Raw genomic sequence first — 11,799 nt, 5'->3', positions numbered from 1 at the left:
GGATTACATATCCGACCTGGTGTAGCCGCGAACCCTGCCCGCCCGCTTGACTTGGGGACGACGCTTGGCAGAACCAGGAACGGGGAGCACGGGCCATGAGCAGTATCATCGATGTCGCCAAGGCGGCGGGCCTGTCGACCGCCACCGTATCGCGCGCGCTGCGCACCCCGGAAAAGGTGACCGAGGCGACCCGCGCCCGCGTCATGGCGGCGGTGGAGGCGGTCGACTACCGACCGAACCTGCTGGCGCGCAACCTGCGCTCCGACCGGTCGTTTTCGGTGCTGGTGCTGGTGCCGGGCATCGCCAACCCGTTCTTCGCCAACGTCACCGCCGGCATCGAATCGATCGCGTGGCGGCGCGGCTATTCGGTGTTCCTGGGCGACACCCGCGACTCCCGCGACCGAGAGGCGCATTACGAGCAGCTGGTCGAAACCCGCCTCGCCGATGGCGTGATCCAGCTATCGCCCGACTACGGCTTCAACGCCCGCCAACGTGCGGCGACCTATCCGATCGTCCATGCCTGTGGCTGCGAACTGACGCAGGCGCCCTCGGTCCGCATCGACAATGCCGGCGCGGCGCGCGAAATGGCCGAGCACCTGATCGCCGCCGGCCACCGCCGCATCGCCACGATCAGCGGCCCGGCGGCAAATCCGCACGCCGTCGACCGGATGAAGGGCTATCGCGCCGCGCTGGACGCGGCCGGCATCGCCTTCGATCCCGCGCTGGTCCGTTTCGGCGACTGGTCGATGGGGTCGGGCGCGGCGGCGGCGAACGAGTTCCTCAGCCTGCGCGACCGGCCGACCGCGATCTTCAGCATGAACGACGAAATGGCGATCGGCGCGATCCAGTCCGCCACGGCGCGGGGCCTGCGGGTCCCGCACGACCTTGCGATCACCGGGTTCGACGATATCAGCTTCGCGGCGCACTCCACTCCGTCGCTCACCACCATCGCCCAGCCGGCCGAGGCGATGGGCGCCAAGGCGTGCGAAATCCTGATCGACCGGATCGAGGGCAAGGCCGCCGACGATACCGTCCACATCCTGCCCCACGAACTGATCGTCCGCCAAAGCAGCACGCCCGCAAATTAAGCTTGGTTTTGGCCGATGTAATGGATTACACGACCCGCACAGGCGATGACGAACCCGTCGCGTCGGACAGGGAGATCGGATGCCCATGATCGTCGGGGTCGACATTGGCGGGCATCACGTCGCGGCGGCAGCCATTGCGCCGGAAGCATCGGGCATGCTGGTTTCGGGCAGCTATCACCACGTCGCCTGCGCGCCCGACGACGATCGCGCCACGTTGATCGCTTCGTGGGCCGGCGCGATCGATTACGTGACCGACCGCATCGGCCCGGATCGGGTGCAGGGTATCGGCATCGCCATGCCCGGCCCGTTCGATTACGCCGCCGGCGTCGGTTATTTCAGAGGGAACGCGAAGTTCGCCGCGCTGTACGGCGTCGACGTCGCACAGGCACTGGGCGAAGCGCTGCGCCATCCCCGCCCGATCCGCTTCCTTAACGATGCCACCGCCTTTGCGGTCGGCGCGGCTCCAGCACGGGGCAATGTCGTCGGCGTGACGCTCGGCACCGGACTGGGGTCGGCGTTCCTGCGCGAAGGGATTCCGGCGATCGCTGGCGATGACGTGCCGCCGTACGGATCGCTGTGGCACCTGCCCTTCCACGACGGCATCGCCGACGATCATGTCTCCGCCCGCTGGCTGACCGCGCGCATTCGCGAACGGCTGGACGGTATCCCCACGGTAATCGCCGCCGCCGACGCCGCCCGCGCCGGCGATGCCCAGGCCGCCGCGATCTTTGCCGACTATGGCAGCAACCTCGGCACGATCCTGTCGCCATGGGTCGATCGCTTCGACGCCGGCACCGTCATGCTCGGCGGGCGCATCTGCGGCGCGTTCGACCTGTTCGGCCCGGCGCTTCGCCAGCACCTGCCCGCTACGCACATCGCGGTCCATGCCGATACCGAGGACGCCGCGATCATCGGCGCCGCCCGCACCTTCGACGCGACCTTCTGGGACCGCGCCCGCCACCACCTGCCGACCCGTTGAGATAAGGACCGCCGCATGGCCCTGCCCCGCCTGACCGCAACCGCCACCGCGCTGGCGCTGATCCTCGCGCCGCTCACCCCCGGCATCGCGCAGGAACCGCGTCCCGACCCGGTCGATCTGGTCAACCCGCTGATGGGCACCGATTCGACCTATGCGCTGTCCTACGGCAACACCTATCCGGCGATCGCGCTGCCATGGGGCATGAACTTCTGGACGCCGACCACCAACAAGGCCGGCGACGGCTGGGCGTACCGCTATCGCGACACCAAGCTGTGGGGGTTCAAGCAGACCCATCAGCCCAGCCCGTGGATGAACGACTACGGCGCGTTCTCGCTGATGGCGATGACCGGCACGCCGAAATTGGCCGAGGCCGACCGCGCGTCATGGTTCTCGCACAAGGCGGAGGTTGCCCGCCCCTATTATTACAGCGCCTACCTCGCCGACTACGACACCACCGTCGAAATCGCCCCGACCGAACGCGCCGCGCAGTTCCGCTTCACCTTCCCCGACAGCGACCAGAGCTGGATCCTGCTCGATGCGTTCGACAAGGGATCGGCAGTTACCATCCTGCCGAAACAGCGCCGCATCATCGGCTATGCCAGCAACAATAGCGGCGGCGTGCCCGCCAATTTCCGCAACTGGTTCGTGCTGGAATTCGACCACGACTTTATCGTCGCCGACACGGTCGGCGACGGTTTCAAGCGCCAGAGCGGCGTGACCAAGACCGAGGGCAAGCGCGTCGGCGCACTCGTCGGGTTCAATACGCGCAAGGGCGAACAGGTGAATGTCCGCGTCGCCTCCTCGTTCATCAGCGCCGAACAGGCACAGCTGAACCTGACCCGTGAGCTGGGCCGCGACAGATTCGACACGACCAGGGCCAAGGCCCGCACCGCATGGTCCGCGCTGATGGGCCGGTACAAGGTCGACGATCCCGACCTCGACAATGTGCGCACCTTCTATTCCGCGCTCTACCGCACGCAACTCTTCCCCCGCCGCTTCCACGAATATGACCGTACGGGCAAAATGGTCCACTATAGTCCCTATAACGGGCAGGTGTTGCCCGGCCCGATGTTCACCGACAACGGCTTCTGGGACACGTTCCGCGCCGTGTTCCCGTTGTTCACGATCATGGAGCGCAAGCTCGATGGCGAGATCATGGAGGGCCTCGCCAACACCTATCGCGAATCCGGCTGGCTGCCCGAATGGGCCAGCCCGGGCCACCGCGACGTGATGATCGGGTCGAACTCGGCGGTGAACATCGCCGATGCCTATCTGAAGGGCATTCGCGGCTACGACATCGAAACGCTGTACGCAGCGATTCTGAAGAACGCGACCACCAGCGTCGGCCGCCCGAAATCGGCGGACGGCAAGACGATCAGCGCGGTCGGGCGCGAGGGTGTCGAATATTACAACCGCCTCGGCTACGTCCCCTATGACGTCGGTATCAAGGAAAACGCCGCCCGCAGCCTCGAATATGCTTATGCCGACTTTACCATCGCGCGCCTGGCCGAAGCACTGGGCAAGAAGGACGACGCCGCGATGTTCCGCGCTCGCGCGCAGAATTATCGCAAGCTGTTCGATCCGACGGTCGGCTGGATGCGCGGGCGTAACCAGGACGGCAGCTTCCAGACGCCGTTCAACCCGCTGAAATGGGGTGACGCCTTCACCGAAGGCAATTCGATGCACTATAGCTGGTCGGTGTTTCAGGACGTGCGCGGCCTGATCGACCTGATGGGCGGCGACCGCGCGTTCGTCGCGAAGATTGATCAGGTGTTCGACAGCCCGCCGAAGTTCGACGAAAGCTATTACGGGCAGGTCATCCACGAAATCCGCGAGATGCAGATCGTGAACATGGGCAATTACGCCCATGGCAACCAGCCGATCCAGCACCTGATCTACCTCTACGACTATGCCGGCGCGCCATGGAAGACGCAGTGGCATGTCCGCAACGTGATGCGCCGCCTCTATGCCGCACAGCCCGACGGCTATCCGGGTGACGAGGATAACGGCCAGACCTCGGCATGGTATGTGTTCAGCGCGCTGGGCTTCTATCCGGTCACCCCTGGTGCGAACCAGTATGTCATCGGGTCGCCGCTGTTCCGCCGCAGCGAACTGGCGCTGGAAAACGGCAAGCGCTTCGTGGTCGAGTCACCGGGCAACAGCGCGACCAACCTCTATATCCAGTCGGCGACGCTGAACGGCCGCACGCTCGATCGCACCTGGATTTCGCAGGACGAGATCATGGCCGGCGGTACCCTCCGCTTCGTCATGGGGCCGACCCCGAACAAGGGCTGGGCCACCGGCCCCAACGCCGCGCCCTATTCGATGAGCCAGCCGACGCGCTGACCGGTGGACCCGGCGGGGTCGGGCGGCGTTGAAGCACGCCCGATCCCGAATGCGAGCCACCCGCCATGTCCGACCGCCCCCGTATCCTCTGCCGCATGACCTCCTCGATCGATGGCGGCCTGCACCCCAGCCGCTACACCGACAGCCCGGACGGAACGGTAAAGGACTGGACTGGCATCTATGAGGACCTCCACGACCGCCTGCATGCCGATGGCTGGATCGTCGGACGGGTGACGATGGCCGAAATGGCAAAGGCCGATCCGACACCCGCGACCGGCACCGACACCCCGCCGCGCCCGCACCTGTTCCAGCGGCGCGACGCCGCGCCCTATGCCATCACCCTCGATCGCGCGGGCAAGCTGCGCTTTGCCAAGGGCGATGTCGGCGGCGATCATTTCGTCGTCCTGTTGGGGAGCAGCGTCGGCGACGCGCATCTCGCCGAACTGGCGGCGAACGGCGTCTCCTACATCGTGTCCGACAGTGACGAGATCGACCTGCCCGTCGCGCTTGCGACGCTGCGCCACGACCTCGGCATCGAAACCCTGCTCCTTGAAGGGGGCAGCGGGATCAACGGCACCTTCCTCGCCGCCGGGCTGGTCGATGAATTCAGCATCGTGCTGACCCCGACGCTTGACGGCGCCGCGGGGGCCGAACGGATCGTCGCCACGCCAGACGGGTTGCGGGGCAAGGTCACGCTATCGCTGATCGACTGCGAGCGCCTTGCCGCGGGTGCCGTGCATCTGCGCTATGCGGTGCGGCCGGCGCAGTAGCGGCCCGTTGGCCGGAAACTTCGCGCGTCGATCACTTCGCCCGCAGCACCGCATCGCCGGCATCGTGCATCCTCAGGTACAATGTCCCGTCGCCGCCGCGCGGGACCGATACCGACGTGCCGACGAACCCGCCGGGCAAGGTGACCGCTGCGGCCATATCGGGTGCCGTGCCGATCGCTGCTATCAAAAACAGGTCGCGGCCGGTGACCGTGCACGCGTCGCGGCACTCGATCCCGGTCAGCACCGGCAACCGCACCAGCGTCGCCAGCTTCTGCCAGTCGCCCGCCGCGCCGCCACGCCACGCCCGGATGCGCAACTCGCCCGATACGGCGGGACCGAAGGTGGCCTGCGGCGCGATCGTCGCCACCACCACGTCGTCGCCGACCCGCTGTACCGCGCCCGACGCGATCGTCAGCCGCCGGGTCACGTCGCCTGCCGCGATCTCGATCCCGTCCTCCGCCCCGGCCAGCCCGCCCGTGACCCGCGCGGAAAAGGTCAGCGCGCCCGTCGTCGGCACCAGCCCGGCGGGCAGCTCGATCGGCCGCGCACCCGCCGGCGGATCATAGGCCACCCGCCGTTCGAGCAGCTGCATCGCCGCCCGCGCCGGTGCGACCGTCGCTGCGACACTGGCACTACGCCCGTCGCGCAGCTGCACGCTGGCGGTCGTATCGCCGCTCTCGCCAAGCGGCGCGTCGGCGATCAGCGTCAGCCGGTCCCCCTCGCCCACCCGCGTCAGCGCCCCCGCCGCAAAGCGCGTGCTGCCCAGCGTCAGGGCAGCGACCTGATCCAGCCGCGCGCCCTCCAGCACGCCGTCCTTGTCGCCGCGATGGACGGTGAAGCGGTCCAGCCGGCTCGGCTCCGCACGCCCGTTCAGCGCGATCTGGTCCGGCGCCACCGCGCCATGCCGCACCACGGTCAGCGTCAACGGTCCCGGTCGCGTCTTGCCGAGCGGCAGCATCGCCTCGATCCCATCCGCACCCGCCGCCTTCCACCCGATCGACCGGCTGAGCCCAGCGGCGTCGCGCAGCGTCAGCCCGGACACGCAGGCCGACGCCCCGCCGCGCAGCACCAGTGGATGATCGCGCCCGACAATGACGTTCGCATCGGGCTGCGGCGTCCACGCGCCGGGGCCATCGATCTGTGCCGGAACGCGCGGCCCGCTGAACCGGTCGAACCCCCAACTGCCCTGCACCACCGCGTCGGTGATCGGCCCGGCAACACCCGCACCGCCGCCCAGCACCAGCCCGCCGCGTTCGGCATCGGGCGTGAGCTTCAGCAGCGACACCTTCCCATCCGCCGCCGTCACCTTCAGCGTCAGGTCACGGGCATAATCGGTCGCAAACAGCAGCGCCGCATCGTCGAGCGGCAGCACGAGGTCGGGCTTGGCAAGGCACAGCGCCCCCGGCGCGCCCGACCGCCACAGCGGCGGCGGCGCATCGCCGATCGGCGGCAGGGGCGCGACCAGCACCGATCGCGGATTCTGGAAAGACGGAGCGCTGTTGAGTTGCAGGTGGATCGCCGTGCCCTGCCCCAGCGCGAGCGCCGGCAGATACTGATATTGCGCGCTGCGAAACGCGCCGAACAACCGGGCCAGATCGCGCGCCAGCCCGATATAGGGGCTGTAATAGCCCGCCCCGCCCTCACGCGTCGCCGCCACCCGGTACGCGATATCGACCGGCGCCCCGGTCACCGTTTCGGTCAGCGTCGCCCCGCGCTGCGCTTGCAGCACCAGCGCGTCGCGCTGCTGCGTCAGGCACACGGCCTGCAACGCGCGCTGCTTCAGCAGGCAATCGGCATTCAGCTTGATCCGAAGCGCCTCGGCCAGCACCGGCGCGGCGGTGGCCAGCCGTTCGGGCGCGGCATCGCCGATCCGCCCGACCGCGCCGACGAACGCGTCCAGCCGCTGCCGGTCGAGCGATGCCTGGTACAAATCCTGCGCCGCCCGCACGAACACACCGGGCCGCCCCCGCACCCCACCGCGCACCGCCGAAAAGCCGCCGCCGGCTTCGGGGGCGAGGAACAGGATCGCCTGTTCGGCACCCTGCGGCACGGTGACGGTCAGCACGTCCTTTTTGGGCTTCCACGTTTCGACCGAAAAGAACCAGTTCTTGGGCGGCGGATTGGTCGCCCCGCGCAGGAACGCGACGATCAGCAGGTACCGCGCCGACTGATCCGCCGGCAGCAGCGCACGCGCCGTCAGCGTGTCGCCCCCGCGCAACGCCGGCACCGCAGCGACCGGGAGTTCGACATCGCCCCGCTTCACGCTGACCGCCACCTCCGGCCCGTCGAGGTCGAACCCGTTCTGCTGGGCATTCGCCGGAGCGGTAAACAGCGCCGACAGCGCGGCGAGGAACAGGAATACGCGAACCATGGGCCGCGCTATAGCGGAGGGGGCGTGGGTTGATCTACCGGCTTGGCGACTGACGATCGTGGCGGCCGTCAGCGCGCCACCAACGCCGCATCGCGCAAGCCGCGCCATACCCGGATCGCCTGCACCGTCTCCGCCACGTCATGCACCCGCACGATCTGCGCGCCCCGCTCAACGCCTGCCATCGCCAGCGCGACCGACCCGCCCAGCCGCTGATCCGCCGGTGCCTCGTTCGACAGCGCGCCGATGATCCGCTTGCGACTGGCGCCCAGCAGCACCGGGCACCCCAGCCCGTGAAACAAGGCCAGCCCGTTCACCAGCGCCAGATTGTCCGACAGCGCCTTGCCAAAACCAATGCCCGGATCGACGATGATCTTCGCCCGATCCACACCGCCTGCAACCACCGCCTCGACCCGCGCCTCCAGCCAGTCGAACACGTCGAGCAGCGGGTCGCCATAGCCGTCACCGCCATGCGGCCCCTGCGCCGGTACGGGCGAATGCATCAGCACCACCGGGCAGCCGCTCCTGACGACTACATCCAGCGCGCGCGGATCATAGGCCAGCGCCGCGACATCGTTGACGATCTGCGCGCCCGCCGTGAGCGCCGCGTCCATCACCGCCGCCTTGCGCGTATCGACCGACACCGCGACCCCCGCCGCCGCCAGCCGTTCGGCGACCGGCACAACACGGGCGATCTCGTCGCCTTCCCATACGGTCGCGGCACCCGGCTTGGTGGACTCCCCACCCAGGTCGATCAGCGCCGCCCCCGCCGCCGCCATCGCGACACCCGCCGCGGCAGCACCCGCCGGATCGCCGACATGCGCGCCACCATCCGAAAAACTGTCGGGCGTGACGTTGAGTATCCCCATCACCTGCGGCTGATCGAACCGCAGCACCCGCTCGCCCAGCGTCAGCGGCGGACGGGCGGCCGTAATCCGCCGGTGCGATAACCACGCCCGCTCGGCCTGTTCCGGGGCAAGCGTCGCGGTCCATGCATCGAACGCCTCGACCGGCACCGTAAGCCGCAGCCCGGCGCGATCGCGCACCTCATAGGCGGCGAACCACAGCATCCCGCCCGCCAGCCGCGCCGCCGCACCATCGGGCAGCCCGACCGGCGTATCGACGAAACGAACCGGGCGCAGATACATCAGGGCTGCGTCGCGAGCAGCCATTGCTGGCGCAGCGCATCGATCTGCACCAGCCCCTTGGCGCCTTCGGTATGCCAGAAGGTCCAGCCATTGCACGACGGCGCATTCTGCAACGTCGACCCCAGCTTGTGGATCGACCCCGCCGCACCGCAATCGGACAGTAGCGACCCGTCGGCCAGCACGGTCGCGCGGAAGCGGCGCTTGCTGTCCATCACCACCGAACCCGGCGGCAACAGGCCGTTTTCGACCAGCACGCCGAACGCCACGCGCGGCGGCTTGGAGGGCGCGCGCATCGCCCGGATCGCCGATTCATCCAGCGGCAGCGCCGCTTCGATCCGGGCGGTCGCCGCCTCGACATAGGTCGCGTCGCGCTCGATCCCGATGAAATGCCGCCCCAGCCGCTTGGCGACCGCGCCGGTCGTGCCGGTGCCGAAGAACGGGTCGAGCACCACGTCACCGGGCTTGGTCGATGCCAGCAGCACGCGGTACAGCAGCGCCTCGGGCTTCTGCGTCGGGTGGACCTTTGTCCCGTCCTTGCGCAGCCGTTCCTGCCCGCCACAGATCGGGAATTCCCAGTCCGACCGCATCTGCAGTTCGTCGTTCAGCGTCTTCATCTGGCGATAGTTGAAGGTGTAGCGCGCCTTTTCGCCCATCGACGCCCAGATCATCGTCTCATGCGCGTTGGTGAAGCGTGTGCCCTTGAAATTGGGCATCGGGTTCGATTTCCGCCACACGATGTCGTTCAGGATCCAGAAGCCCTGATCCTGCACGATCGACCCGACGCGGTAGATATTATGGTAGCTGCCGATGACCCAGATCGTGCCGTCGGGCTTCAGGATGCGGCGCGCTTCCTTCAACCATGCCTTGGTGAATCGGTCATACGCGGCAAAGCTGTCGAACTTGTCCCAATCGTCGTTAACCGCATCGACCTGGCTGCCATCGGGCCGCAACAGGTCGCCGCCCAGCTGCAGATTATAGGGCGGATCGGCGAAGATGCAGTCGATCGACTTGGCCGGCAGCGACCGCATCGCTTCGATGCAGTCGTCCATCAGAATCCGGTCGAGCGGCAGCGCGACCGTCTTGGTCGTCGTCGCCTTCTTCCGCCGGGTTTTCACTGCCACCATCGTCGTCATTCCCCTTGCATTGCCGCCATCTCGCGGAATCCACGAGTCGCGGTCAAGCGGAAATGCTTGACTCTTTGGATGGGCCAGATTCGTTGCGGCGACGAATCGAGTCGCCGCATCGCAGATATTGAGCGTACCGGGCCGCTACAGACTCCATATCTGGTAACACTCGGTTCGTCGCAATTCCTGCCAGACACGGAAAGGAATTCAGAGAAGCAGTGCTTGCGCGACCGGTGCGAAGCTCCGCCGGTGCAGCGGGGTCACCCCCAACGTCCTCAGGCCCTCCAGATGCACCTTCGCGCCATAGCCCTTGTTCGATGCCCAGCCGTACCCCGGATACTCCCGATCCGCCGCGATCATCATCGCATCGCGCGTTTCCTTGGCGACGATCGACGCAGCGGCGATCGACAGGCTGATCGCGTCGCCGCCGACCACCGCGACGCCCGAATATCCCCAGTTCGGGCAACGATTGCCATCGACCAGCACCTTGGCCGGTGCGATCCCCAGCGCGTCGACCGCACGCTCCATCGCCAGCATCGTCGCCCACAGGATGTTCAGCCGGTCGATCTCCTCGACGCTGGCGATGCCGACCCCGACCGTGGCGCATTCCAGCAACCGCGCGTGCAGCACGGCGCGGCGCTTCGCGCTCAGCTGCTTGGAGTCGTTCAGCCCCTCGGGCACGCAGTCGCGATCGAGGATGACGGCGGCGGCGACCACCGGCCCGGCCAGCGGCCCGCGCCCAACCTCGTCCACTCCCGCCACCGGCCCGGCATAGCGGGCCTCGTGGCTGAAATCAGGCATCGGCGATGCGCCACGGTGGGAAGCGCCGCATCTCGCCCGCCTGGTACAGACACACTTCGTTGCCCGCGGGATCGAACAGCCGCGCCTCGCGCCAGCCCCAGGGGCGATCGATCGGCTCCTGCGCGAACGACAGCCCCTGCCCTTTCAGATAATGGACCACCACGTTCAGGTCGCCGACCTCGAAATAGACCGCCGGGACCTTGCGCTCCTCGGTCATCTCGATCGAGAAGGTCGCCCCGCCCTCGCTCTCGAACCGGGCATAGCGGCGGCTGGAGCGCACGATCGTCTTGAGGCCGAGCAGGCGGTAGAAATGCTCGCTCGCCGGCACGTCGCTGGCCGGCACCGTCACCTGGTTCAGCATCGGCGACCAGCGCGACTGGTTGAGGTCCAGCCGCACCCCCTGCTGCGCCATCGGCCCCGCGCCGCGGCCCAGTTCCTCGGCATCCAGCATCGCGATCCGCACGAAGCTGCGCGCCCGGCCGATCGCCTCGACCAGCGTCCATTCCTTGGCCAGTTCGCACGCGATCGCGGTTGACAGGGTGCAGCCGGTGCCATGCGTCGCCATACCGTCGATGCGGGGGCTGGACCATTCGATCAGCGGCGCAGCACCGGGCCCGCGCTGATGCAGCCGGTCGACCAACACCTCGCCCGTGCCATGGCCACCCTTTTCCAGCACGGCGCAACCGCGCTCGAGGATCGGGCCGACCCCGCCCAGCGCCGCCAGTTCGGGCAGGTTCGGCGTCGCCACCGTGGCCACCGCCATCAACCGCTCGAACGCCGCGACCGTGGCTTCATCCGCCAGCCGCGCGCCGCTGGTCGAAATCATCACCGGATCGAACACCACCGGTATGCCGGGCAGGTCGCGCAACCGGTCGGCCAACGCGTGCGCGGTACGTGCCGATCCGATCATCCCGATCTTCACCGCATCGACGCCGATATCGCGCACCACCGCGTCGATCTGCGCCATCACCATGTCGGTCGGGATCGGGTGGACGGCATCGACGCCCAGCGTGTTCTGCGCAGTGACCGCCGTGATCGCGGTCATCGCATGCGCGCCCAGCATCGTCGCGGTCTTGATATCTGCCTGGATACCGGCGCCCCCGCCGGAATCGGAACCGGCGACGATCAGGATACGGGATATGGTCATGGGGTGGGGTTAGCCGCGCGATGCGGAC

At 68.0% G+C, this 11,799-nt stretch carries 9 protein-coding genes; 4 read left to right on the top strand and 5 right to left on the bottom strand.

Going from position 1 to position 11,799, the window contains the following annotated elements:
- Window positions 1–95: 95 nt before the first annotated feature.
- From ASE67_RS15845 to ASE67_RS15830, 4 genes are all read left to right on the top strand, one after another.
- On the top strand, window positions 96–1,088 hold the full coding sequence (locus ASE67_RS15845) for a LacI family DNA-binding transcriptional regulator (RefSeq protein ID WP_055763557.1): 993 nt from the start codon (window positions 96–98) through the stop codon (window positions 1,086–1,088).
- 79 nt (window positions 1,089–1,167) lie between these two features.
- Entirely contained in the window at window positions 1,168–2,067 is a 900-nt protein-coding gene (locus tag ASE67_RS15840) for an ROK family protein (protein WP_055763555.1), read from the top strand.
- Between the two features lie 15 nt (window positions 2,068–2,082).
- Window positions 2,083–4,413: a GH92 family glycosyl hydrolase gene (locus tag ASE67_RS15835; protein ID WP_055763552.1), complete on the top strand. Its 2,331-nt coding sequence runs from the start codon at window positions 2,083–2,085 to the stop codon at window positions 4,411–4,413.
- Window positions 4,414–4,478: 65 nt separating this feature from the next.
- Window positions 4,479–5,183 carry a dihydrofolate reductase family protein gene (locus ASE67_RS15830; protein WP_055763550.1) on the top strand — a complete coding sequence of 235 codons (705 nt, stop codon included), beginning with the start codon at window positions 4,479–4,481 and terminating at the stop codon, window positions 5,181–5,183.
- A gap of 31 nt (window positions 5,184–5,214) precedes the next feature.
- Here ASE67_RS15830 and ASE67_RS15825 read toward each other — a convergent pair whose 3' ends face one another.
- From ASE67_RS15825 to thiD, 5 genes are all read right to left on the bottom strand, one after another.
- Complete coding sequence (locus ASE67_RS15825; RefSeq protein WP_055763548.1) at window positions 5,215–7,554, bottom strand: hypothetical protein; 2,340 nt, start codon at window positions 7,552–7,554, stop codon at window positions 5,215–5,217.
- Window positions 7,555–7,622: 68 nt separating this feature from the next.
- Window positions 7,623–8,699 carry a dihydropteroate synthase gene (gene folP, locus ASE67_RS15820; protein WP_055763546.1) on the bottom strand — a complete coding sequence of 359 codons (1,077 nt, stop codon included), beginning with the start codon at window positions 8,697–8,699 and terminating at the stop codon, window positions 7,623–7,625.
- Window positions 8,699–9,832, bottom strand: a complete 1,134-nt coding sequence (locus ASE67_RS15815) for a site-specific DNA-methyltransferase (protein WP_156347654.1) — start codon at window positions 9,830–9,832, stop codon at window positions 8,699–8,701. Before ASE67_RS15815 ends, folP begins: the two co-directional genes overlap by 1 nt.
- 198 nt (window positions 9,833–10,030) lie before the next feature.
- Complete coding sequence (locus tag ASE67_RS15810) at window positions 10,031–10,624, bottom strand: ribonuclease HII (protein WP_055763544.1); 594 nt, start codon at window positions 10,622–10,624, stop codon at window positions 10,031–10,033.
- The gene (gene thiD / locus ASE67_RS15805; RefSeq protein WP_055763542.1) at window positions 10,617–11,771 is read right to left on the bottom strand and encodes a bifunctional hydroxymethylpyrimidine kinase/phosphomethylpyrimidine kinase; all 1,155 of its coding nucleotides are present in this window, start codon (window positions 11,769–11,771) and stop codon (window positions 10,617–10,619) included. The genes ASE67_RS15810 and thiD overlap by 8 nt, the downstream gene beginning before the upstream one ends.
- Window positions 11,772–11,799: the final 28 nt, after the last annotated feature.

The sequence above is a fragment of the Sphingomonas sp. Leaf23 genome (assembly GCF_001421585.1).
Lineage (GTDB): Bacteria > Pseudomonadota > Alphaproteobacteria > Sphingomonadales > Sphingomonadaceae > Sphingomonas.
Note: the sequence above shows the minus strand (reverse complement) of the source record. Positions and strands in the feature narration are given on the sequence as shown.

Excerpts from the sequence above, each read along its gene's own strand:
- ASE67_RS15845 (WP_055763557.1), top strand. The coding sequence starts at position 96 with ATGAGCAGTATCATCGATGTCGCCAAGGCGGCGGGCCTGTCGACCGCC.
- ASE67_RS15840 (WP_055763555.1), top strand. The coding sequence starts at position 1,168 with ATGCCCATGATCGTCGGGGTCGACATTGGCGGGCATCACGTCGCGGCG.
- ASE67_RS15835 (WP_055763552.1), top strand. The coding sequence starts at position 2,083 with ATGGCCCTGCCCCGCCTGACCGCAACCGCCACCGCGCTGGCGCTGATC.
- ASE67_RS15830 (WP_055763550.1), top strand. The coding sequence starts at position 4,479 with ATGTCCGACCGCCCCCGTATCCTCTGCCGCATGACCTCCTCGATCGAT.
- ASE67_RS15825 (WP_055763548.1), bottom strand. The coding sequence starts at position 7,554 with ATGGTTCGCGTATTCCTGTTCCTCGCCGCGCTGTCGGCGCTGTTTACC.
- folP (WP_055763546.1), bottom strand. The coding sequence starts at position 8,699 with ATGTATCTGCGCCCGGTTCGTTTCGTCGATACGCCGGTCGGGCTGCCC.
- ASE67_RS15815 (WP_156347654.1), bottom strand. The coding sequence starts at position 9,832 with ATGACGACGATGGTGGCAGTGAAAACCCGGCGGAAGAAGGCGACGACG.
- ASE67_RS15810 (WP_055763544.1), bottom strand. The coding sequence starts at position 10,624 with ATGCCTGATTTCAGCCACGAGGCCCGCTATGCCGGGCCGGTGGCGGGA.
- thiD (WP_055763542.1), bottom strand. The coding sequence starts at position 11,771 with ATGACCATATCCCGTATCCTGATCGTCGCCGGTTCCGATTCCGGCGGG.